At 30.3% G+C, this 23,414-nt stretch carries 28 protein-coding genes; 24 read left to right on the forward strand and 4 right to left on the reverse strand.

Translation table 11 applies throughout. The features are described 5' to 3' along the window. Window positions 1-76 precede the first annotated feature (76 nt). Complete coding sequence (locus FBF02_RS03410; protein ID WP_002852223.1) at window positions 77-568, forward strand: hypothetical protein; 492 nt, start codon at window positions 77-79, stop codon at window positions 566-568. Here FBF02_RS03410 and FBF02_RS03415 read toward each other — a convergent pair. Both FBF02_RS03415 and rsmH read right to left on the reverse strand, forming a co-directional pair. Next, entirely contained in the window at window positions 556-1,494 is a 939-nt protein-coding gene (locus FBF02_RS03415; RefSeq protein WP_002852050.1) for a hypothetical protein, read from the reverse strand. The genes FBF02_RS03410 and FBF02_RS03415 overlap by 13 nt on opposite strands. After that, window positions 1,494-2,432 (reverse strand): 16S rRNA (cytosine(1402)-N(4))-methyltransferase RsmH, encoded by a 939-nt coding sequence (rsmH, locus tag FBF02_RS03420; protein WP_072224443.1) that lies wholly within the window; start codon window positions 2,430-2,432, stop codon window positions 1,494-1,496. The genes FBF02_RS03415 and rsmH overlap by 1 nt, the downstream gene beginning before the upstream one ends. 158 nt (window positions 2,433-2,590) lie before the next feature. On the opposite strand from rsmH, the gene FBF02_RS03425 reads away from it, so the two are divergent. The 5 genes from FBF02_RS03425 (at window position 2,591) to flgG (ending at window position 8,382) form a co-directional block, all read left to right on the forward strand. After that, on the forward strand, window positions 2,591-4,081 hold the full coding sequence (locus tag FBF02_RS03425) for a peptidylprolyl isomerase (protein WP_002852128.1): 1,491 nt from the start codon (window positions 2,591-2,593) through the stop codon (window positions 4,079-4,081). Beyond that, complete coding sequence (gene ftsA, locus FBF02_RS03430; RefSeq protein WP_077409346.1) at window positions 4,078-5,466, forward strand: cell division protein FtsA; 1,389 nt, start codon at window positions 4,078-4,080, stop codon at window positions 5,464-5,466. The genes FBF02_RS03425 and ftsA overlap by 4 nt, the downstream gene beginning before the upstream one ends. A gap of 15 nt (window positions 5,467-5,481) precedes the next feature. Beyond that, complete coding sequence (ftsZ, locus tag FBF02_RS03435; protein WP_002852071.1) at window positions 5,482-6,594, forward strand: cell division protein FtsZ; 1,113 nt, start codon at window positions 5,482-5,484, stop codon at window positions 6,592-6,594. Window positions 6,595-6,749: 155 nt separating this feature from the next. Further along, window positions 6,750-7,562 (forward strand): flagellar hook-basal body protein, encoded by an 813-nt coding sequence (locus FBF02_RS03440; RefSeq protein WP_002858501.1) that lies wholly within the window; start codon window positions 6,750-6,752, stop codon window positions 7,560-7,562. Window positions 7,563-7,590: 28 nt separating this feature from the next. Next, window positions 7,591-8,382, forward strand: coding sequence for a flagellar basal-body rod protein FlgG (flgG, locus tag FBF02_RS03445; protein WP_002852142.1), 792 nt, complete (start codon window positions 7,591-7,593; stop codon window positions 8,380-8,382). Window positions 8,383-8,448: 66 nt separating this feature from the next. On the opposite strand, the gene glnA is transcribed toward flgG, so the two are convergent. Then, the gene (gene glnA, locus FBF02_RS03450; RefSeq protein ID WP_002858636.1) at window positions 8,449-9,879 is read right to left on the reverse strand and encodes a type I glutamate--ammonia ligase; all 1,431 of its coding nucleotides are present in this window, start codon (window positions 9,877-9,879) and stop codon (window positions 8,449-8,451) included. A 202-nt stretch (window positions 9,880-10,081) separates the two neighbouring features. On the opposite strand from glnA, the gene FBF02_RS03455 reads away from it, so the two are divergent. The 18 genes from FBF02_RS03455 (at window position 10,082) to FBF02_RS03540 (ending at window position 23,046) form a co-directional block, all read left to right on the forward strand. After that, complete coding sequence (locus FBF02_RS03455; RefSeq protein ID WP_002858514.1) at window positions 10,082-10,777, forward strand: hypothetical protein; 696 nt, start codon at window positions 10,082-10,084, stop codon at window positions 10,775-10,777. Then, window positions 10,774-12,027, forward strand: coding sequence for a peptidase U32 family protein (locus FBF02_RS03460; RefSeq protein ID WP_002852318.1), 1,254 nt, complete (start codon window positions 10,774-10,776; stop codon window positions 12,025-12,027). Before FBF02_RS03455 ends, FBF02_RS03460 begins: the two co-directional genes overlap by 4 nt. Continuing rightward, a complete protein-coding gene (purE, locus tag FBF02_RS03465) occupies window positions 12,028-12,522 on the forward strand; it encodes a 5-(carboxyamino)imidazole ribonucleotide mutase (protein ID WP_002852194.1) in 495 nt (164 codons plus the stop codon). It begins immediately after the preceding gene. 9 nt (window positions 12,523-12,531) lie between these two features. Then, window positions 12,532-13,068, forward strand: coding sequence for a DUF3972 domain-containing protein (locus FBF02_RS03470; protein WP_002852251.1), 537 nt, complete (start codon window positions 12,532-12,534; stop codon window positions 13,066-13,068). Between the two features lie 11 nt (window positions 13,069-13,079). After that, a complete protein-coding gene (gene glyQ / locus FBF02_RS03475) occupies window positions 13,080-13,943 on the forward strand; it encodes a glycine--tRNA ligase subunit alpha (RefSeq protein WP_168940569.1) in 864 nt (287 codons plus the stop codon). Continuing rightward, window positions 13,930-14,655, forward strand: coding sequence for a Nif3-like dinuclear metal center hexameric protein (locus tag FBF02_RS03480; protein ID WP_002852315.1), 726 nt, complete (start codon window positions 13,930-13,932; stop codon window positions 14,653-14,655). The genes glyQ and FBF02_RS03480 overlap by 14 nt, the downstream gene beginning before the upstream one ends. Window positions 14,656-14,664: 9 nt before the next feature. Next, window positions 14,665-15,381, forward strand: coding sequence for a zinc ribbon domain-containing protein (locus tag FBF02_RS03485; RefSeq protein ID WP_002852139.1), 717 nt, complete (start codon window positions 14,665-14,667; stop codon window positions 15,379-15,381). Beyond that, a complete protein-coding gene (waaA, locus tag FBF02_RS03490; RefSeq protein WP_168940570.1) occupies window positions 15,378-16,535 on the forward strand; it encodes a lipid IV(A) 3-deoxy-D-manno-octulosonic acid transferase in 1,158 nt (385 codons plus the stop codon). Before FBF02_RS03485 ends, waaA begins: the two co-directional genes overlap by 4 nt. Continuing rightward, entirely contained in the window at window positions 16,516-17,268 is a 753-nt protein-coding gene (locus FBF02_RS03495; protein WP_002852134.1) for an RluA family pseudouridine synthase, read from the forward strand. Before waaA ends, FBF02_RS03495 begins: the two co-directional genes overlap by 20 nt. Before the next feature lie 67 nt (window positions 17,269-17,335). Beyond that, window positions 17,336-18,673, forward strand: coding sequence for a signal recognition particle protein (gene ffh, locus FBF02_RS03500; protein WP_002852163.1), 1,338 nt, complete (start codon window positions 17,336-17,338; stop codon window positions 18,671-18,673). 64 nt (window positions 18,674-18,737) lie between these two features. Continuing rightward, on the forward strand, window positions 18,738-18,965 hold the full coding sequence (rpsP, locus tag FBF02_RS03505) for a 30S ribosomal protein S16 (protein WP_002852274.1): 228 nt from the start codon (window positions 18,738-18,740) through the stop codon (window positions 18,963-18,965). 2 nt (window positions 18,966-18,967) lie between these two features. Further along, a complete protein-coding gene (locus tag FBF02_RS03510; RefSeq protein ID WP_002852144.1) occupies window positions 18,968-19,210 on the forward strand; it encodes a KH domain-containing protein in 243 nt (80 codons plus the stop codon). Then, a complete protein-coding gene (rimM, locus tag FBF02_RS03515) occupies window positions 19,203-19,742 on the forward strand; it encodes a ribosome maturation factor RimM (protein WP_002852323.1) in 540 nt (179 codons plus the stop codon). Before FBF02_RS03510 ends, rimM begins: the two co-directional genes overlap by 8 nt. Beyond that, window positions 19,739-20,443: a tRNA (guanosine(37)-N1)-methyltransferase TrmD gene (trmD, locus tag FBF02_RS03520; RefSeq protein WP_002868040.1), complete on the forward strand. Its 705-nt coding sequence runs from the start codon at window positions 19,739-19,741 to the stop codon at window positions 20,441-20,443. The genes rimM and trmD overlap by 4 nt, the downstream gene beginning before the upstream one ends. 10 nt (window positions 20,444-20,453) lie before the next feature. Further along, the gene (rplS, locus tag FBF02_RS03525; protein ID WP_002852307.1) at window positions 20,454-20,810 is read left to right on the forward strand and encodes a 50S ribosomal protein L19; all 357 of its coding nucleotides are present in this window, start codon (window positions 20,454-20,456) and stop codon (window positions 20,808-20,810) included. Window positions 20,811-20,942: 132 nt separating this feature from the next. Next, window positions 20,943-21,356: a hydroxyisourate hydrolase gene (uraH, locus tag FBF02_RS03530; protein ID WP_002852246.1), complete on the forward strand. Its 414-nt coding sequence runs from the start codon at window positions 20,943-20,945 to the stop codon at window positions 21,354-21,356. A gap of 23 nt (window positions 21,357-21,379) precedes the next feature. Further along, window positions 21,380-22,720, forward strand: coding sequence for a class II 3-deoxy-7-phosphoheptulonate synthase (locus FBF02_RS03535; protein ID WP_002852215.1), 1,341 nt, complete (start codon window positions 21,380-21,382; stop codon window positions 22,718-22,720). Beyond that, a complete protein-coding gene (locus tag FBF02_RS03540; RefSeq protein WP_002854966.1) occupies window positions 22,717-23,046 on the forward strand; it encodes an ArsC/Spx/MgsR family protein in 330 nt (109 codons plus the stop codon). Before FBF02_RS03535 ends, FBF02_RS03540 begins: the two co-directional genes overlap by 4 nt. Before the next feature lie 12 nt (window positions 23,047-23,058). Here the strand turns inward: FBF02_RS03540 and FBF02_RS09180 are convergent, their stop codons facing one another. Then, window positions 23,059-23,301: a SelT/SelW/SelH family (seleno)protein gene (locus FBF02_RS09180; RefSeq protein ID WP_257406500.1), complete on the reverse strand. Its 243-nt coding sequence runs from the start codon at window positions 23,299-23,301 to the stop codon at window positions 23,059-23,061. Window positions 23,302-23,414 lie beyond the last annotated feature (113 nt).

Here is a 23,414-nt window from a genome sequence, read left to right on the forward strand (position 1 = left end):
TATTTATGAAAATGATTTTTTAGTTGGAATTAATTTTCTTTGGATAAAATTTTAATTAAAAAATAAAGCGTGGATTATGAAAAAATTTAAAGAATTTAGCCTTCGTTTTTTATTTAAAGTATCAGAGCAACCTGTTCTTATAAGAGATTTATTAGAGGCAAATGCACTTTTTAACGATGGAATGCTTGTAGATCCTTCTAAGCTAAATTTTAATTTCAAAATTCTAAATTCTTATATTTATTTTGGTGTTTTTTGCGCTGTGATTTTATTGCCATTGCTTTTGATTACTCATTATTTTTTAACAAAGCTTGACTTTCATATAAGCATAGTGAGCGCTGTTATGGTTACTGCTTGTGTATTTATAGGATATGATATTTTTAAAGTTTATACTCGCAAAATAATCTCAAAAAAAATAATACAAAAAGCCTGGGCTTTACACTTTCCTTATTTTGCTTATGAAAAGTACTCTACAATGGCGGGTGAATTTTATAAAGAAGCTTTAAAAGAAGAAATTCCAAAAGCAAATTTAGAGCAGTATGTTTTAGATAAGATTATTCATTCTAAATAATCTAAAATTTGATTTTGGAATCGCATATTTTCAAGTCTTCTTTTTAAGTCTTTATTTTCCTCGTTTAAAACACTTTCTTCTGTTCTTAATGTAGCAATCTCTCTACTAAGATAATAAATTTGATTTCTAATATAAATTTGTGGGGCAAATAAAAATAATGCAAAACTAACAAGTAAAGCTGCAAAAAGAAGATGATTGAAGTTTAGGTTTCTATCTTCTTTGGTAGCATTAGAGAAGCCTTCTAGTAAAATATTTTTTGCCTTTTGAGCATCTTCATCATTTTGTTGTTTTTCTTGAGCTTGATTAGATGGTTTTGGAAGTTCTTGTTTATTTTCTTGTGGTGTTATTTTTTTTTGTAAATTTTCTAAACTTTTCTTGATATTAGGTTGATTTTTAACATCTAGTTTTTTTTCTATAATTAGAGGTTTTTGTATTTTAGTTTCTGTTTTTTGAATTTTTTCTATAGAATTTGTAAGTTCCTTTTTTTCTTGTTTTGTTTGAGTGGTAGCTTGATTGCTTTTTGTTTGAATTTGTGTTTTGGTTTGGATATTTTTTATTTCGTTTGCTTTTTTTCTGCTAAATAAAAAATTTTTTTTAGTTTTTTTATTTTCTTCTTTTCTTCTTTCTTTCATTTTGGAAAAAATTTTTTTAGCAAGAGATTGCTTTTCTTCTAATTTAACATTGATTAGATCTTCTTTTAAATATATATTTGATTTTTTAGTATGTTTTGACTCATACTCTTCATCGAGTTCTTCTAAGAATTTATTAGGAGTCTTTTTTTTAAAACGACGTCTTAAAATATCATCGCTAGAAATTTCATCTCTTAAATCATCATCAAGCGGTTTGCCTTGATTTATGGCGCGAGAAAATTTCAGCATTTTTTGGCGTATGTTTTGGCGTTCTTTTATAAAATCATCTTCTAGCATTATTTATTGTCCAAATTATTAAAATAAAAAGCCCGCATTTTAGCACAACTAGAGCGAGAATTTTTTAAAAGTTCTTCCTTGCTCGCACTTATAGCTTTTTTAGTTATTATTTGTCCTAGGCTATGGTTATTTCCACATTCGCAACGCATTATTTTTTCATTACAAATGCAGTTTTTTGACCATTTTTTGAAAAATTGTTTTACTATTCTATCTTCTAAAGAATGAAAGCTAATGATAGCTAAAATGCAATTTTTTGGTTTTAAATTTTCTAAATGTTCAAGAAAATCTTTAAGCACTTTAAGTTCTTGATTTACTTCTATTCTAATGGCTTGAAATGCTAAAGTAGCTTTGGAAATTTTTCTATGATTTTGTTTACCTTTTCCTATGATTTGATAAAGCTCTTTGGCGCTTTTGATTGGATTTTTACTTCTTTCTAGGCAAATTTTTTCAGCAATAAAATGTGCATCATGTAATTCTCCATAATCTTTAAAAATGGAAGTTAATTGCTCTTTTGTATAAGTATTAATAATCTCATAAGCTGATATTTTGGAGTTTTGATTCATTCTCATATCCAAAAAGTCAGAATTTACACTAAAACCTCTTTCGTTATTATCAAGCTGAAATGAAGAAACTCCAATGTCTGCTAAAATACCTCTTAATTCTTCTTTATGTGAAATTTTTTCTAAAACTTCACTAAAATTACTTTGCATAAAAGTTATCCTATTGCGAAAATCTTTAAGACGTTTTTTAGAAAATTTTAAAGCTTGTTGATCTTGATCACAAGCAATGAATTTAAGATCAGGATGATTTTTAAGCAAAGCTTCACTATGTCCGCCAAATCCTAAAGTGCAGTCTAAAAAATAACCTGTTTTAAGATTTTTAAAAATCTCTTGAACTTCATTAAGTAAAACTGGGATATGAGGAATTTCCAAAATCAATCCTAATAAATTTTTATAAACTATAATTATAACTAAATTTCATTGTAAAAATCATAAAATTTAAAGAACAAATATTTTTTGGTAAAAATTTTATAATTAAACTCCACTTAAACACTTCTACGATACAATATCTGGTTTAAATTTAATCAAGGAATGATATGCTTACTTGGATGCAACATCACAAAAAATATCTTGTTGTTACTATATGGGTTAGTACTATAGCTTTTGTTGGCGCTGGCTTTTTAGGTTGGGGTGCTTATGATTTTAATCTCAATAGAAGTTCGAGTGTTGCAACTGTAGGAAATGAAAAGATAGGTTTTAGCGAATTTGATACTAGATATAGACAAATTTTAAGTTATTATAATCAAATTAGCAATGGTGCTTTAACTCCAGAAAATGCTGAGCAACTAGGCATTAAAAATATAGCTTTAAGCTCTCTTGTTGAAGATAAGCTTTTGTTAAATTTTGCCAAAGATTTGGGTATTGGTGTGAACGAGAATCAAATTTTACAAAAACTTGCAAATACTAGAGAATTTCAAGATCCTACAGGGGATTTTAACAAAACAATTTATTATGAACTTTTAAATGCCAATAATTTAGCTCCAAAAGATTATGAAACACAACTTGCAAATGAAGTAATTACCGATAAACTTAATCAAATTTTTAATATTCCTAGCAAAGATGAGGAATTAAAAATGTTAGCTTCTAGTTATTTCATGCAAGATGCTTTAAGTATTGCAAAAATTGATTATGACAAAAAAAATATTAAGATTAACGAAGAGGATTTAAAAAAGCTTTGGAATGAACATAAAGAAGATTATAAAACTAAAAAAATATATGAAATTTCAACTTATTTTTTGCCAGTTAGCAATGAGAAAATTGACGACAAAGAATTAGAAAAATTTTATAATCAAGATGAAAATAAACTAAAATATAAAGATTTTGCAGGTAAAGTGATGGATTTTCAGTCTGCTAAAAATGAAGTTGCTAAAGATTACGCCTTAATGCAACTAAAGAATGTGGCTAATGCTAAATTTTTAGATTTAAAAAATGGGAAAGATAATTTTCAAAAAGATCAAAATATTAGTGAATCTGATGTTTATTATCCAATTGATCTTTTGAATAAAGCTAAAAATGGAGATGTTTTACGGCCAGCACCTTATAATAACGGATATATCATAGTTAAACTAAATAAAGTAGATCCTATAAGAAATAAAACTTTTGAAGAAGCTAGAGAAGAAGTTTTACCTATGTATTTAAGCGAACAAGCTAGAAAAAATTTAGAAGAAAAAGCTAAAAATAGTTTAGTAAATTTTAAAGGCGATGATATAGGCTTTGTAAGTCGAGATAGTTCTCGCGAGAGTGTAAAGGTTAGCGATAAAATATTAAACGATTCTGAATTTGCTTATTTTTTAATGAATGTATTTAATACTGATCAAAATAGTTCTTATGTGGTCATTAATGACAATAAAGCAATATTATATAAAATAAATAAACAAAAATTAGATATGAACTCCGATAAATTTGAACAATACAAAACTATGCTTGAACAAAATTTGCAAAATTTAAAAGCAAATGAGCTTAAGCAAGAACTTGTTGATGAACTTAAAAAGATATATCCGATAAAAATTTATTATAAAGGGAATTGATTTTGAATATATTAGGAATTGACTTAGGCTCAACCCAGACTTGTGCCATTATTGCTCAAAAAGATGAAGATGGATTAAAAATTATTGGTTTTTCCAAGTCGAAAACCAACGGGGTTAAAAAAGGTGCCATTACCAATATAGAGCTTGCTTCTAAATCTATTGAAGAGGCTGTTAGAAGTGCTGAGATGATGAGCGGAGTTCATTATGATAGGGTTGTGGTGTCTATATCAGGTGCTTATACTAAAAGCGTTGATAGCATAGGTGTTGTTAATATTCCAAATCATGAAATAGGCATTAAAGAAATTCATCGTGCTGTAAGTACAGCTAAGCATACTGCCAATCTACCAAGTGGTTATGAAATTATCCATGTTTTGCCTTATAATTTTAAGGTTAATGATCTTGAACATGTTGATGATCCTTTGGGAATGAGTGGCAATCGTTTAGAAGTTTCAACCCATATAGTGATTTCACAAGAATCTCATATTAAAAATCTTAAGAAAGCAGTTGAATTAGCTGATTTAAGAGTGGATAATATAGTTCTTTCAGGATATGCTTCAGCTATAGCTTGTTTAGATGATAGCGAAAAGGAATTAGGTGCTGTTTTGATTGATATGGGTGGAGCGATTTGTGATATGGTTGTTCATACTGGAAATTCAATTAGATATAATGATTGTTTGCAAATTGGCTCGATTAATATCACTCAAGATTTATCAATGGCATTGCATACACCTTTAAAAGAAGCAGAAAAAATCAAGCTTAATTATGCAGCTCTTTCACAACAGCCTAATACCCTTATACAAATTCCTTCAATGGGTGATGAAAGAAAGGTTAATGAAGTTTCTTTGGATATTATTTCAAACGTAATTTATGCAAGAGCGGAAGAAACTTTGATGATTTTGGCAAAAATCTTAAGTGATAATCGTTATGCCAATGCTATAGGTGGCGGAGTTGTTTTAACAGGTGGAATGACTAAGTTAGCAGGTATTGATGAGCTAGCTCCTGCAATATTTGATAATCGCTCAGTTAGACTGGCTACTGCAAGAAAAGATTTGATTACTGGTTTTAGTGAAATTTTTAATGATCCTGAAAATACTTGTGCTATAGGACTTTGTTTATATGGAGCGGGATATTTTACGCCTTATGAACTTGATTCTAATGAGAAATTAAGATATAAAGGGGAAATTGAAAATTTTAATCGTCAAATTAAACAAGATATTGTTTTGCAAAAAGATACAGAAAGTGAAATAAAATCTGATTTTTTTGATGAAAATTTGCAAGAAAATGATACAATTGCAATACAAGAACAATTAGATTTTAAAGAGCCAAAAGAAAAAAAACCTAGTGTTTTTTCAAATATCTGGCATAAAATTATGAATCAATTTTAACAAGGAGAAATTTTTATGAGTGAATTTTTAGTAGAAGAAATGCAACATAATAAAGGTGCAAAAATTAAGGTTATAGGCTGCGGTGGCGGTGGCGGTAATATGATTAACCATATGGTTAAAATGGGATTAAATGATCTTGATTTAATTGCAGCGAATACTGATGCACAAGCTATTTCAATTTCATTAGCAAAAACTAAAATTCAACTTGGCGAGAAAAAAACTAAAGGTTTGGGCGCTGGTATGCTTCCTGAAGTAGGTGCAGAAAGTGCTAGAGAAAGTTTTGAAGAAATAAAAGCAAGTCTTAGTCAAAGTGATATTGTATTTATTGCTTCAGGTTTTGGTGGAGGTACTGGAACGGGTGCCACTCCAGTTATTGCACAAGCAGCTAAAGAGATTGGAGCTTTAACTGTTTCTGTTGTAACTATGCCTTTTGCATTCGAAGGAAAACAAAGAAAAAAACTTGCTGAAAGCGGTCTCCTTGAGCTTAAAAAAGAAAGTGATTCTATTCTTGTAATTCAAAATGAAAAATTATTGAGCATTATTGATAAAAAAGCAGGTATTAAAGATGCTTTTAGGTTGGTTGATGATATTTTAGCTCGTGCTGTAAAAGGTATGGTGTCTATCTTACTTGATAATGGAGATATTAATGTTGACTTTGCGGATGTAAGAACCATCATGAGTCATCGCGGACTCGCGCTTATGGGTGTTGGTAGTGCTAGCGGTGAAAATGCTATAGAAGAGGCTCTTTCAAACGCTATAGAATCTCCTTTGCTTGATGGAATGGATATTAAAGGTGCCAAGGGAGTTATTTTACATTTTAAAACAAGTTCTAATTGCTCTTTGTTTGAAATTTCGGCAGCAGCAAATAGTATACAAGAAATTGTTGATGAAAATGCTAAGATTATTTTTGGTTCTACTACAGATGATAGCATGGAAGATAGAGTTGAAGTAACTATTATTGCGACAGGGTTTGAAGATAAAGATACAGTAGCTAAAAAATCTACCGAAGAAGCTCAAGCTTCTAAGAAAAATCCTTATTTAAGTCTTAAAAAGGTAAGCGGTGGTTACGATGAAGAGATAATGGCGCAAATTGAAACACCAACTTTCTTGCGTCGTCAAATGGATTAAAATTGATTTTTAAAGCAAGATTGAGTCAAATCTTGCTTTTTATAGTTTAAAATTCTCTCCTAATAATCTTTCAAATATTTATTTTTCTTTGTTTTTAAAAGTTGGAACACTCTTTGCTTTTATAGTTATAAAATCTTAAATTTATAGGTGAAAATATGCAAAATGGATATTATCAAGCAACTGGCGGAATGGTAACTCAGTTTAATAAACTTGATGTGATTACTAATAATCTTGCCAATATTAATACAAGCGGATACAAAAGAGATGATGTGGTTATTGCAGATTTTAAAAGGATTTTTAAAGAAACTCAGGATGAGTTGCCTATAGAAAATCACACAAGAGATGCATCTCGTTTTGTAAATACTACAATAGATGGAATCCCACAAGTTTCTCAAGAATATACGGATTTTAGCCTAGGTTCTTTAAAGGCCACAAACAATCCTTTGGATTTGGCAATGACTAGAGAAGATGCTTTTTATTTGGTTCAGACCAAAGATGGAGAAGTAAGATTAACCAAAGATGGAAATTTTCAACTTGATGATGAGGGTTATTTGGTAAATAAGCAAGGATACAAGGTATTAAGTAGTGATTATTTTAATAATCCTCAGAATGCTGGCATACGCATTCCTAATGGTGCTGTTCAAATTAGCGTTGATAAAAACGGAAGCATTGAAGTTGATGGAGCTCAAAATGCAAGATTATTTGTAGCACAAGTAGATGATATAAGAGCTTTGCAAAAAGATGGGGATAATGTCTATAAAATAGATGATCTAACCCGTATTAGAGATTTGAAAAACTCCAATGCTATTCGCCAAGGTTTTTCTCAGGGATCAAATGTTAATCCAGTTACTGAAATGGTAGGACTGATTGAAGCAAACAGAATGGTAGAAATGTATCAAAAAGTTATGACAGCTCATATGGATGACTTAAATCAAGAAGCTATCAATAAGCTTGCAGCTGTTAAATAATTTAAAATAAAATAAAAAAGGATTAAAAATGATGAGATCACTTCATACTGCTGCTACAGGAATGGTAGCGCAGCAAACACAAATTGATGTTACTTCAAATAACATCGCCAATGTTAATACAGCAGGTTTTAAGAAAAGTCGCGCAGAATTTGCTGATCTTATGTATCAAGTTATGAAGTATGCAGGAACTTCAACTTCAGCTACTACTCTTTCTCCTTCGGGTATAGAAGTGGGTGTGGGTGTGCGTCCAACAGCGGTAACTAAAGTTTTTACTGAAGGAAATTTAAAATCAACAAGTACTGATGGTCTTGATATGGCTATTGCAGGTAATGGGTTTTTTCAAATACAACTTCCTGATGGCACTATAGGATATACTAGAAATGGGCAATTTACAAAAGATAATGAAGGTAATATTGTAAATTCAGATGGTTATAGACTTTTACCTGAAATGACAATACCTGAAGGCGCAACAGCAATTAATGTTGCTACAGATGGAACCGTTTCTGTAATGCTACCAGGGGAGCAACAAGAAACTCAAATTGGCCAAGTGGAGCTAGTTCAGTTTATAAATCCAGCGGGTCTTCATTCTATGGGTGATAATCTTTATCTTGAAACAGGAGCAAGTGGTGCACCTGTTGCGGGTATAGCAGGACAAGATGGGCTTGGAACAATAAGACATGGATTTATAGAACTTAGTAATGTTCAGCTTGTTGAAGAAATGACAGATCTTATCACAGGACAAAGAGCTTATGAAGCGGGTTCTAAGGCCATTACAACAAGTGATGATATGCTAGGAATTGTAAATCAGCTTAAGCGATAGTTGATATAAAATAAATAATTTTTAATTCTTTTTTGTTTAATGGCGTGTTAAACGCCATTAAATTTTTTAGCAAGAGTAGCAAGTTTTAAATTCATAAGCAGTTGGACGAGCTTCTACTGGCCAAACTTGTGTTTCAAATTTTAAATGCTGATAGTCATCGATAAAAATATCGCTCATTACAGGTTTTAAATAAGAATTATGTCGGATTAAAGCTTCCAAACTTCCTCTTAGAGTATGTGGTAATTGCTCTATCCCTTTTTCACGTATTTCATCCAAAGTAAGATCAAATAAATTTTCATCCATAGGACCCACAGGAATGGTTTTATTTTTGATTCCATCAAGACCTGCCATTAAAAGACTAACAAAAGCTAAATAAGGATTAGCAGTGCTATCAGGGAAGCGAATTTCTATACGAGCTGAATTTTTACCTATGCCATAAGGAACGCGACAACTTGCTGATCTGTTTTGGCAAGAATAAGTTAAAATACAAGGAGCTTCAAAGCCAGGAACTATTCTTTTGTAAGAGTTGGAACTTGGATTTGTAAAAGCTGCAACACTTCTAGCATTTTTTAAAATTCCACCTATATAATTTATAGCAGTTTGACTAAGTCCACTGTATCCATCTTTATCGTAAAATAAATTTACTCCATTTTTCCATAAGCTCATATGAACATGCATACCATTGCCATTATCTCCGTATAAAGGTTTTGGCATAAAAGTGGCAGTTTTGCCATTTAAATGAGCTACCATTTTTACAACATATTTATAAATTTGAACATTGTCAGCTGCTTCTACAAGCGTGCCAAAATTTACTCCTATTTCAGCTTGTCCTTGTGCAACTTCATGATGATGAACAAAAGTTTTAAGACCTACTTTTTCAAGGGTTTGAACCATTTCAGAACGAATATCTACTAAAGAATCAATTGGCTGAACTGGAAAATATCCACCTTTGTTTCTTGGCCTGTGTCCAGTATTGTAGCTATCGGTAAATTCTCTATCATCATTCCACTCTCCTTCTTCGGTATCAACTTCATACTTAGAACAATGAGTAGTATCAACTATTTTTACACTATCAAAAACAAAGAATTCATTTTCTGGTCCAAAGTAAGCAGTATCAGCTATGCCACTATTTTTAAGGTGTTCTATTGCTTTTTTTGCTATGCTTCTTGGACATTTTTCATACATTTGTCCTTTGTAAATATCATACACATCACAAAATACTATGATAGTAGGATCAGCCGTAAAAGGATCTAAAAAAGCACTTTGAGCATCAGGTTTTAAAATCATATCTGATTTTTCTATAGGTTGCCATCCATGAATTGAGCTTCCATCAAATGGAATGCCAGTTTGAAATGTTTCTTCATTGATTGCATGAAGATTATAGGTAATATGATGCCAAGTTCCTATCATATCTGTAAAACGAAAATCAACAAAAAGCACTTCATTTTGTTTGCAAAATTTGAAAAAATCATCTATATTATTAACAAATTTTCCCATATTTTTACTCCTTTATGTAATTAAATTTATAAAATTATATCATAAAATTTTTAATTAAGATTTAATTAATATATTTTTTTTAATAAATTTAAAAATTTAATTTAAAAAGATTAAAAAATAAAAATTTATATTTTTGTTTTAGATAAAATTGATTATAATTTTGAGCAATTATTGAAAATCTAGATTTAAAAAAGGGAAAAAAATGACTCAAGAAGAGCTTGATGCTTTGATGAATGGTGATGTTGATCTTGATTCAGAGACAGAAGCAGAGGTAAAAACCGAAGAATCGAATACCGAAGAAGATGCTTTGATGTTAGAAGATGTCAAAATAGCTGATTACAAACCTAATCCTAGTGTAGTATGGCCACCACCCCCACCAAATCAGGAGCATAAAGTTGTACATCAGTTAGATGATGTTACAAAAGATAGCGAGCTTAAAGCAACGGAAATGATGGATAAGCTTGAAAGTATTAATAATTTTTTTGCGGATTCTGAAAGTTTACTCAAAGAAATAAATAAAGCAATAGAAAAAAATATTGATATTTTTTCTAAACTTAATGAAAAATTTCCTAATGTGGAAAGTTTCAGTGAAGTTTTAGAATTAAACAATCAAGCTAAAAAAAGTTCTAAGGAGATTGTCGGAAATCTTCAAAGCGGACAAGATGAAGTGATGATGGCAATGGATGCAATGCAGTATCAAGATATACATCGTCAAAAAATCGAACGTGTTATTAATGTAATGCGTGCTTTAAGCCGTTATATGAGTTCCTTATTTGAAGGTAAAATTGATGATAAAAAACGTGTAAGTTCTGCAGTGCATATTGAAGGTGATAGTACTGCTGATGTTGTAAGTAATGATGATATAGAAGCTTTAATTGCAAGTTTAGGGCAAAAATGATCATTCCTGAAATAGTAGCTCCTGCAGGAAATTTCACAAAATTAAAAATTGCTTTAGCTTATGGCGCAGATGCGGTTTATGCGGGTGTGAATAATTTTTCTTTAAGATCACGCACTGCAAGAGAATTTAATTATGAAAGTTTTGAAGAAGCTATCAAATATACTCATGAGCGTGGTAAGAAAATTTATGTTACTTTAAATGGTTTTCATTTGAGTTCTCAAATTGAAGGTTTAAAAAGACATATTTTAAAATTGCGTGAGATGAAACCTGATGCTTTTATTGTAGCTTCTGTTGGAGCTATGCGTCTTGTTAAAGAACTTGCACCTGAAATTTCTTTACATGTTTCTACTCAGGCAAATATTTTAAATTATTTAGATGCTCAAGTTTATAAGGATATGGGTGCTAAAAGGGTTGTAATTGCCAGAGAATTAGGGCTTAAAGACGCTAAAGCTTTAAAGGAAAATTGCGATATTGAACTTGAAGCTTTTGTGCATGGTTCTATGTGTTTTGCTTATTCAGGGCGTTGTTTAATAAGCTCTGTGCAAAGTGGAAGAATGAGCAATCGTGGATCTTGTGCAAATGATTGTAGATTTAATTATGAGCTTTATGCTAAAAATCCAGAAAATGGCACTTTATTTCGCTTAGAAGAAGATGAAAATGGTACTCATATTTTTAATTCTAAAGATTTAAATCTTTGTTCTTATATAGAAAAAATCATGCAAGAAAATTGTATCAGTGCTTTTAAAATAGAAGGGCGTACTAAAAGCGAATATTATGTTGCGCTTACAACAAGGACTTATAAAATGGCCATACAAGATGCTTTAGAGGGTAAATTTGAGTCAAGTAAGTATGAAAAAGAGATTGCTACACTTAAAAATCGTGGTTTTACAGATGGCTATCTTGTTTCGCGTCCTTTAGAAAAAACCGACACACAAAATCATAATACAAGCATAGAAGAAGGTTCTCATCAAGTGCATGCTATAAGCGAAGATGGAAGATTTTTTAAATGTAAAGGGAAAATCGTTTTAAACACGCCTTATGAAATTTTAACCCCTTTAGGCGATGTGATTCAAACTTGCGATAATGAACTAGGTAAAATTTATCAAAAAGAGGGTAAATATTTTATAGAGTTTAAAAAACTTATTGCTAAAAACAATAAAGAATTTAGCGAAATTCATAGCGGTAATGAACATGAAATCCAATTACCAAATAAAATCAGTGCATTAAGTTTTTTAAGAAAGGAAATATAGATGAATTTTGTTTCTATTTTAATGGGAAGCAAGAGTGATTATGAGACTATGAAAGAGGCTGCTAAAACTTTAGAAAGTTTTGGTGTAAAGTATGAACTTATCATCTCATCAGCTCATCGTAGTCCAAAAAGAACAAAAGAGTATATTGCAAATGCTGAAGAAAAAGGTGTGAAGGTTTTTATAGCAGCAGCTGGAATGGCAGCGCATTTAGCTGGAGCTGTTGCAGCTTATACAACAAAACCTGTTTTAGGAGTGCCTATGTCAGGAAGCAATCTTGCAAGTATGGATTCTTTGTTTTCTACGGTGCAAATGCCTAGTGGAATTCCTGTAGGAACTTTAGCTATTGGTAAGGCTGGAGCAATCAATGCTGCTTATTTGGCTATGCAAATTTTAGCTATTTATGATGTTGATTTAGCACAAAAGCTTAAAGAAGATCGTCTTGAAAAAGAAAAAAAACTTGTATCTGATTCAAAAGAAGTAGAAGTTTTATTATAAGGGATAAAAATGCAAACCTATCTTGAACTTGAAGAATTTTGTAAACTTGTGCATTTAAATGAAGATGTGGTTAAGGGTATGATGGCCAATGGGGCTTTAAATTTTAAAGAAGAAGAGGGTAAAATTTACATCGAAGCCCATCAAGGTACTTTTAGTGTAGTGCCTAGTTCTGCAAAATCTCAAACTGCAATGGTAAATTCAATGACTTTAGCAGGAGAAAGTTTTGTTGAAAAAACAATAGGAACTATTTTAAATTTACATGAAAAAGTTTTAGATGCTAAAGATGAAACACTTGAAGCATTAAAAAATGAAAATAAATTTTTAAAAGATGCCCTTTATTCTATGCAAGAGCTTTATGATGAAGATAGAAAAACTATAGAAACCTTAAACAATGAGTTAAAACATGCGCGTGAAGAGATAGAATTTCTCAAGCGTAAATATAAATTAATGTGGAGTAAAACTGCAGAAATTTTTGGAGCTAAGACAGAGCCTGATTTGGAAATGAATAAAAATTTAGAAAAACCTATTGAAAATATGGAACAATAAAGAGAGATACAATGACTTTTTCACAAATGATACTTAATTTACAAAATTATTGGCAAGAGCAAGGTTGTGCGATTATGCAACCTTATGATATGCCAGCAGGTGCAGGAACCTTTCATCCAGCAACTTTTTTAAGAAGTTTAGGAAAAAAATCTTGGGCAGCTGCTTATGTGGCTCCAAGTAGAAGGCCTACTGATGGACGTTATGGTGAAAATCCTAATCGCTTAGGTGCTTATTATCAATTTCAAGTTTTAATTAAACCTAGTCCTGATAATATTCAAGAATTATATCTTAAAAGTCTTGAAAATTTGGGTTTTGATTTAAAAAGTCATGATATTCGTTTTGTTGAAGATAATTGGGAGAGTCCAAGTTTGGGTGCTTGGGGTTTAGGCTGGGAAGTATGGCTTGATGGTATGGAAGTTACTCAATTTACTTATTTTCAGCAAGTTGGCGGTATAGCAGTAGATTTAGTAAGTGCTGAAATTACCTATGGTCTTGAAAGAATAGCCATGTATCTTCAAAATGTTGATAATGTTTATGATATAGTTTGGAGTGAATTTAATGGAGAAAAAATTAAATACGCAGATGTGCATAAGCAAAGTGAATATGAATTTAGTAAATACAATTTTGAAGTAAGTGATGTTAAAATCTTAAATGAGCAGTTTGAAAATTCTTACAAAGAATGTAAAAATATTTTAGAACAAGGACTAGCTTTACCTGCTTATGATTATTGTATGCTTGCTGCACATACTTTTAATCTTTTAGATGCAAGAGGAGCAATTTCTGTAGCACAAAGACAAGATTATATGTTAAAAATTCGTGAACTTTCAAAAAATTGTGCTGAAATTTATAAGAAAAATTTAAATGAAGCTGAGTGAAATTTATAATTTTTTAGATCAATTAAGTCCCTTTAATATCCAAGAATCATGGGATAATAGTGGAATTTTGCTTGGAGATAGGGATAGTGAAATTTCAACTGTTTATTTAAGCTTAGATATTGATGAAAATATCATTAAAGAAGCGAGTGAAAATTCTTTAATTATCACACACCATCCTTTGATATTTAAAGGTTTAAAAGATTTATATGACAAGACTTATCCTAGGGCTTTTATCAAAGAAATGATTTATAAAAATATTTCTTTAATCAGTATGCATACAAATTACGATTTAAGTCATTTAAATACTTATTTTACGGAAGAAATTTTAGGTTTTAAAATTTCTTTTAAAGATAAATTTTTAATTTATGTGGAAAATTCTATGTCTTTTGAAGCTTTGTGTGACTGGGTGAAAAAAAAGTTAAATTTGCAAATTTTACGTGTAAGTGATTGTGGCAAAAAAGACATTAAGCGCATTGCTATATGTACTGGAAGTGGCGGGGATTTAATTTCTAAAGTAGATGCGGATTGTTTTTTAAGTGGAGATTTTAAATATCATCAAGCTTTAGAGGCGCTTAGTAATCAAATCAGTCTTATTGATTTGGGTCATTTTGAAAGTGAGAGATATTTTTCTCAATGTTTAGCAAAAGACTTGAAAAATTTGCCGCTACAAGTTATAATAACAGTTTCAAAAAATCCATTTCAATATTTTTAAGGAAAATAAATGAATAAATATCTCGAACAATTAGTGCTTTTATCAAAAATAGATCAAGAAATTGATAGTTATGAACCAAAAATAGACAGTATTAATAAGACTTTAAAAGATGCTGAGTTAAAAATAGAAAAAATCAACGCAGATTTAGAAAAAATCGATGAAGAAATCAAAGATATAGAAAATCAAAAAATACAAAATAATGCTCATATTTCCGAGTTTTCAGCAAAAATTAAAGATCTTTCTAAAAAAAGTGGTGTGGTAAAAACAGAAAAAGAAGCTAATGCTTTAAAAATTGAAGAAGATATTGCAAAAGAGCAATTAGACGCTGCAAATGATGAGATTGTAAGACTAGATAAAATTTTAGAGAATAAAGAAACTTATAAAAAAGAACTTGAAGAAGAAAAAATCAAACAAGAGCAAAATATTAACGAGATTAGAGTAAGCATTAAATCTGAAATGGAAGTTCTTGAAAAAGATAGAATGAGTGTTTATGATAAAAAAACTAAACTTGTGAGTGAGATGAATCAAAAAGTTTTAAGTTTTTATGAGAAAATTCGCAAATGGGCGAAGAATACTGCTGTAGTTCCTGTTAAAAAACAAGCATGCTATGGATGTTTTATGAAAATTTACGATAAGACTTATCTGTCCGTTGTAAAAGGTGAAGAGATTGTAACTTGTCCTCATTGCGGAAGAATTCTTTATAAAGAGCAAGAAGAACAAAATTGATCTTTTTTTATTATTTTTTAACTTGGACGGCATTTTTATTTTGTGCCGTCTTTATTCTTTTACTTTCTTTTTTAAAATCCAAATACAAAATTAGTTTAAAATCTCGATTTTTTCTTTATAAAAATTTACATCAAGAAAAAGCTGATGTACATTTTCATGCTTGTTCTTACGGGGAGGTAAGAAGTATTAAAGCTTTGGTTTTGAAATTTGATTCAAGAATAACTACTATTACTCAAACAGGTTTTGAATGTGCAAAAGAATTTTGTAAAAAGGTAAATTATCTTGCTTTTGAAAATTTTTTGCCTTTTTGGCTTAAGCCTTGTAAGGTTTTGGTAATTTTTGAAGCAGAATATTGGCTTATGCTTGTTTTTATAGCACGTATTTATAAGGCTAAGATTATTTTGCTTAATGCGAGAATATCTGATAAGTCTTATCATTCTTATCAAAGATTTTCTTTTTTTTATAAAAAAATTTTTTCTTATATTGATGAAGTTTTTGCTCAAAGTGATTTAGATAAAGCAAGACTTGAAAGTTTGGGAGCTAAAAATGTTAAAATTTTTAAAAATATTAAGGCAAATTTAGAAATTAAAAATAATAAAATTTATACCAAACCTAAGGAAAAACTTATCATTTTTGCCAGTACGCATAAAGATGAAGAAGAGCTTTTGCTTGATCATTTTAAACTAGAAGAAAATGAAAAACTCATTATCGCCCCACGACACCCTGAACGTTTTAAAGAAGTTGAAAATTTGCTTTTAAACAAAGGTTTAGAATTTGAAAAATTTAGTTCTTTAAAAGATGAAAATAAGAAATTTTCTAAAAAAATTTTGCTTTTAGATGCTTTAGGGGAGCTTGTAAATTTTTATGCAATTTCTGATGTTGTTGTGCTTGGAGGTTCTTTCATAGAAGGCATAGGAGGACACAATCCTATAGAAGCGGCATATTTTGACAATGTATTAATCAGTGGGAAATTTATTCACAATCAAAAGGTTTTGTTTGAAGAAGTGGAAAATGTATATTTTTGTGAAAAATTAAAGGATTTAAATGATAAAGTTCATTATTTAAATTTAAAAGCTAAAATTTCCAAAAAAGAAAATTTAGATCTTATCATACAAACTATACAAAAGGGAATTGATGCAAGAAAAAGCTTATAAACTCTTAGCTTTGCAAGAAAAAATTTCAAATCGTGAAGCTAAAGATTTGATTGATAAGGGTTGTGTTTTTTCATATGGAAAAAAAGTTGTGGTTGCTAGAGCTTTGATGAGCGATAAGGCAAGATTTAATGTGATAAAAGCTAAAAATCCTCAAATTATTTTTGAAGATGATAAGATTATTGCTATTAATAAACCTTATGCTTATGTGAGTGAAGATTTAGAGAAAAAATTTAATGCCAAGCTTTTAAATCGTTTAGACAAAGAAACAAGTGGTGTGATTTTGCTTTGTAAAGATGAAGATTTTAGAAAGCTTTGTATAGAAGAATTTAAAAAACACAGGGTTTATAAAAGTTATATTGCGGTTTTAGATGGGGTTTTGGCTGAAGAGGTTGAAGTGAATGAACCTATTTTTACTATAAAAGTAAAAGGCGGGGCGTTAAGTAAAGTTTCAAAAGATGGTTTAAGTGCCTTAAGTATCATTACTCCTATCATGATGCAGTCAAAAAAAACCTTAGCAAAAATAGTTATTCAAACAGGTAGAACTCATCAAATCAGAGTGCATGCTAAATTTATAAAACATGGCGTTGTAGGTGATGAAAAATATGCTAAAATTTCAAGCGATAGAATGTATTTGCATAGCTATGAAATTAAAATTTTTAATTATCATTTTAGGGCTAATTTAGATAGTGGTTTTGCAAAATTTGGCTTTGATATAAAAAATTTAGATTTTTAAAGCCATTTAAGAAAAAATTTTGTATAATGCAAGGTTTAATTTAAAAATTTTATAGAAAGGTGATAAAGTGTTTGAGTTAGTCAGCGAATCTTTTAAATCAGCGATTAATAAATTACGTTTTGTTGATGATGAAAAAGCACTTAAGAACGCTTTAGAAACCTTAAAAAAAGCTCTTTTAAAAGCAGATGTTCACCATAAGGTAACTAAAGAGCTTTTGACTTTGATAGAAGAAGATGCAAAGCAAAACGGAATAGGTCAAAAACAATTTTTAAATGCCATTAAAATAAATTTAGAAAATATTTTAAGTGTCAATGGCAAAAATCAAGGTTTTGTTTTTGCTTCTAAACCCCCAACAGTAGTTCTAATGGCAGGTTTGCAAGGGGGCGGTAAGACTACAAGCACTATCAAACTTGCAAATTATTTAAAATTACGCAATAAAAAAGTTTTAGTTGCAGCTTGTGATTTACAGCGTTTAGCGGCAGTGGAGCAGCTAAGACAACTTTGTGAAGCTAATGAAATTGAACTTTTCTTCATAGAAAATGAAAAAGATCCTATTAGGGTTGCTAAAGAGGCTTTAAAAAAGGCTGAAAGTTCTATGGTGGATGTTTTGCTTGTGGATACTGCTGGACGTTTGGCTATAGATGAAGCTTTGATGGATGAGTTAAGAGCAGTTAAGGATGTCTTAAATCCTGATGAGATTTTTTATGTTGCTGATGCAATGAGTGGTCAAGATGGGGTTAAGACTGCTGCTAGTTTTAATGAAGTTTTAGGTATCAGTGGGGTAATTTTATCAAAATTTGATGCAGATACTAAAGGTGGAGTAGCCTTAGGTATAGCAAAACAAATCGGTATTCCTTTAAGATTTATTGGTGTGGGTGAAAAAGTAGCAGATTTAGAAGTTTTTATACCAGATCGTATAGTAAGTCGTATTATGGGTGAGGGTGATTTGGCAACTTTAGCTGAAAAAACTGCTGCGATTATTGATGAAAAAGAGGCTAAAAAACTCAATCAAAAAATTAAAAAAGGTGAATTTAATTTTAATGATTTTCTTAACCAAATGGAAAGTATTAAAAAATTAGGAAGTATGAAGTCTTTAATCGGTATGATACCAGGACTTGGTGGAATGGCAAATGCGGTAAAAGATATAGATTTGGATAATTCTAAAGAAATCATACGCATTAAAGCAATGATTTCTTCAATGACTCCAAAAGAAAGAGAAAATCCTGATTTATTAAATAATGCTAGAAAGCGTCGTATAGCAGAGGGAGCAGGTCTTTCTCAGGTAGAAGTCAATCGTTTTTTAAAACAATTTAGCAATGCAGCAAAACTTGCAAAAAGATTTTCAGGTAAAAAAGGAATGGAGAGTTTGACACAAATGATGAGTCAAGCTAGAAGACAGTTTTAAATTTTATTTATAAATACTTTTTATAGTATCTATAAATAAAATTTTTAATTTTTAAGGAGTGTAAATGACAGTTATTAGACTTACAAGAATGGGTAGAACCAAAAGACCATTTTATCGTATTGTAGTTACGGACAGTAGAAAACGTCGTGATGGTGGTTGGATAGAAAGTATTGGGTATTATAATCCTATGGTAGAACCTGAAGTAATTAAAGTTGATGCAGAGCGTTTAGCTTATTGGAAAAGCGTTGGTGCAAAACTTAGCGATAAAGTTGCTTCTATCACTAGCAAATAATCATGGTAGAGAATTTTCTTAGAGAATACGCAAAATTAATTGCAGATTATCCTGAACAGATTGATACTCAAAAAATTGAATTAAGTGAAAATTTTTTTGAGATTGTTCTTTTTGCACATAAGGTTGATACAGGTAAGCTTATAGGTAAAAATGGAAAAATGATCAATGCTATAAAAACCGTAATCTCTGCTTATAAGAGCAAGGATGCAAGTTCTTATAGAGTAACGGTAAAAGCACTTGAGTGAAAAAGATTTTGTTCAAGTTGCAAAACTTGGTAAAACTGTGGGTCTTAAGGGTTATGTAAAATTGCATAACCTGAGCGACTTTTCTTCTCAATTTAAAAAAGATGCTACTTTTTTTATAAAAAACACCAAAGAAATGTTAAAGATTAAGCATTATAATGCAAACAATTCTACTGTTTTATTTGAAAATTATGAAGATATAGAAAAGGCCAAAGAATTAACTAATCTTATTCTTTTTCAGAGTATCGAGAAAAGCAGACAAACTTGTAAATTAAAAAAAGATGAGTTTTTTTATTTTGATATTTTAGAGTGTGAAGTTTTTGAAGAAGATAAAAGATTAGGTAAAGTGGTTGATATCTTGGAAACTGGAGCTTCTTATTTATTTGAAATTCAAAGTGATGAAAAATGGGTTGAAAAAAAATATCCTAAAATATTTTTTATTCCATATTTGGATAAATTTGTTAAAAATATAGATATAGAAAAACGACAGATTTTTTGCACGCAAGATGCTTTTTTAATTTTAGAAAATTCATGAAATTTAGTTTCGTTTCTTTGTTCCCTAATCTTATGGAATTTTACTTTCAAGATTCTATACTTGCAAGAGCAAAAGAAAAAAAACTTTTCAAACTTAATTTTTATAATCCAAGAGATTTTTCTAAAAATTCTTATCATAAAGTCGATGATTATAAAATAGGTGGTGGAGCTGGACTTTTGATGCAAGCTGAACCTATGTATGAGGTGCTAAGAAGTATTCAAGAAAAAAAAGAAAATCCCTATTTTATTTTTTTAAATCCAAGTGGTAAAACCTTTAATCAAAAAGACGCCAAACGCTTAAGTAAAAAAGAACATATAGTTTTTGTATGTGGGCGCTATGAAGGTATAGATGAAAGAGTGCTTGAAATTTTTGCGAATGAAGTTTTTAGTATAGGGGATTTTATTTTAACTGGAGGAGAATTACCTGCGCTTGTAATGTGTGATGCAATTTTAAGAAATGTTAACGGGGTTTTAGGAAATATGGAAAGTTTGGAAGAAGAAAGCTTTGAAAATAATTTACTCGAAGCGCCTGCTTTTTCAAAACCTTTTATTTTTGAGAAAAAAAATAAAAAATTTTATACTCCTTCAGAGTTTTTAAAGGGTAATCACGCTAGAATTGCAAGTTTAAAAACTACTTTGGCGTCTTGCAAAACGAAATTTTTTCGTCCAGATTTATTTTTAGAGCATGAACGCAAAAAATAAGGGATTTTTTATGAAAAATAAATATATAGAACAATTTGAAGCAAAACAAATTGAAGGTAAAAATGTTCCAGATTTTCGTGCTGGTGATACTTTAAAGCTTGCAATTCGCATCAAAGAAGGAGATAAAACAAGAATCCAAAATTTTGAGGGTATTTGTATTGCTAGAAGAGGTAATGGCGTAAGTGAAACTTTTATCGTGCGTAAAATTGGCGCTAATAATGTTGGCGTTGAGAGAATTTTTCCTATTTATAGTGAAAGTTTAGAAAGTATTACTGTTTTGCGTCGTGGTCGTGTACGCCGTGCAAGATTATTCTACTTAAGAGATAGACGCGGTAAAGCAGCGCGTATTAAAGAGCTTAAAAAATAATTTATAATTATTTTTATTATAAGTCTAACAATTAAATAATTATAATTAATTTATAATTATTATTTATTTGATTTTAATTATTAATAATACTCTTGTATAATATTCCTTGTAAATATTATACAAGGAGAGAAAATGTTTTCTATTAAAAAAACTTTATTAATACTAGCAAGCGTGCCAATGTTTTTGAGTGCTACTGAATATCAATTAAGTACTCATGTCTTGGATATTACTTCTGGACAACCTGCTCCTAAAGTAAAAGTTGAGCTTTATAAGTTGGAAGCAAATCAACAGTGGAAAAAAGTAAGTGAAGAATTTACCGAAGAAAATGGTAGAATAGGAGATTTATTACCATATGAAAAAGCTGAAAATAGGGCTTTTGGAATTTATAAGCTTAAATTTTTTACAAAAGACTATTACACATCACACAAAATAAATACTTTTTATCCTTTTGTAGAGGTAAGTTTTGAGCTTTCTAAAGATCAGAAACATTATCATGTTCCAATAACCCTTTCTCCTTTTGGTTATTCAACTTATAGAGGAAGCTGATAAATAAAACGAAAGAAAAAACCATGTGGGCTAAGAATTCTTGGAAAAACTATCCTATAAAACAGCAACCTATCTATCCAGATCAAGAGGAAATGAATAGAGTTCTAGCAAGACTTGAGAAACTTCCTCCTTTGGTTTTTGCTGGAGAAGTGAGAAATCTTCAAAAGTCTTTAGCAAGAGTTTGTAAAAAAGAAGCTTTTTTACTTCAAGGTGGAGATTGCGCTGAAAGTTTTGAAAATTTTGGCGCTGTAAATATCCGTGATATGTTTAAAATTTTACTTCAAATGGCTATAGTACTTACATTTGCTGGTGGATGTCCTGTTATAAAAATTGGTCGTATTGCAGGGCAGTTTGCCAAGCCAAGAAGTAGTGATTTTGAAGAGTTAGATGGTATAAGTCTTCCTAGTTATCGTGGTGATATTATTAATGGTTTTGAATTTAGTGAACAAGCACGCATTCCTGATCCACATAGAATGCTTGAAGCTTATTATCAAAGCGCAATAACGCTAAATTTGTTGCGTGGATTTGCTAAGGGTGGTTTAGCAGATTTACATGAAGTACATCGTTGGAATTTGGGCTTTTTAAAAAAGAGTGAACTCCATAAGCAATATACTGATATCAGTGAAAAAATTTCACAAGCTTTAGCTTTTATGGAAGCTTGTGGAATTAATACAAGTAATACTCCAAGTCTAAGAGAAGTTAGTGTTTATACTTCACATGAAGCTTTACTTTTGCCTTATGAAGAAGCTTTAACTAGAGTGGATAGTTTAAGTGGAGAAATTTACGATTGTTCAGCTCACATGCTTTGGATAGGTGAAAGAACAAGGGCGCTTGATGAAGCTCATGTGCATTTTTTAAGTGGAGTAAAAAATCCTTTAGGGGTTAAAATAGGACCTAGTGCAAGTGCTGATGATATCATAGCTTTAGCAAATGTTTTAAATCCAAACAATGAAGAAGGAAGATTAAATATTATTATCCGCATGGGTGCAGATAAAATTATCAATAATTTGCCAAAAATTTTCTCTAAACTTAAAAGTGAAGGTTTAAATTTAGTATATAGCATAGATCCTATGCATGGAAATACGGTAAAAGCAGGCAATTTTAAAACACGTGAGTTTGATAAAATTATGCAAGAAGTGAGATCTTTTTTTGAGATTGCAATAAGCGAAGGGGTTTATCCAGGTGGAGTGCATCTTGAAATGACTGGGAAAGATGTAACAGAATGCACAGGTGGTGCAAGCAATGTTACTGCTCAAAGCTTGGAAGATCGTTATGAGACTCAATGCGATCCAAGACTTAATGCGGATCAAGCATTAGAACTTGCTTTTTTAATCGCAGATTTGGTAAAAAAGACTAGAAAATGAAACTTTATGGTATTAAAAATTGCAATTCTGTAAAGAAAGCTATGGATGCTTTAACACAAAAAGGTATTGTGTTTGATTTTATGGATATTAAAAAGATTAATCAAGATATTTTATACACATGGTTAAAACAAAAATCTTTTGAAGAACTTATCAATACTGCTGGATTAACTTCTAAAAAACTTGGCTTAAACAAAGAAAAAGTTAAAAATTTAAATGAAAAAGAACTTGAAAAAATTGTATTGGAAAATCCAAGTTGTATTAAGCGTCCTATTATCGAGTATGAGCAAAACATATATATTGGTAAGGAATATGAGAAAATGTTATGATAGAGTGTTTGATTACACTCTATTTTTTATTAATTGATTAATTTCATTTTGATATGGAAATCTTTCACTTTCGCAATTAATAAGTTGTGTTTTAGAGAAGATAACTTTTCCGTCTACTTCAACGATAAAATCACCTCTGCCGCCAATTTCAAATTCTACTTCAACATCTTTGAAATCGCTTTGTAGTTCTTCTGCAACCCTTGCAGCTTGTGGGCGATAATTTCAAAGATTGCAATAAGCAATTTTTACTTTCATCATTTCATCCTTTGAGAAGTTCTTTTTATTAAGATTAAAATCTTAATTTTATTATAGTTTATTTTGGCTGAATTTTTGCCTTTTTGTAAAATTTAAGTTGAAATTTAGGGTCA

The organism is Campylobacter sp. CFSAN093226, from assembly GCF_012897595.1.
GTDB lineage: Bacteria > Campylobacterota > Campylobacteria > Campylobacterales > Campylobacteraceae > Campylobacter_D > Campylobacter_D jejuni.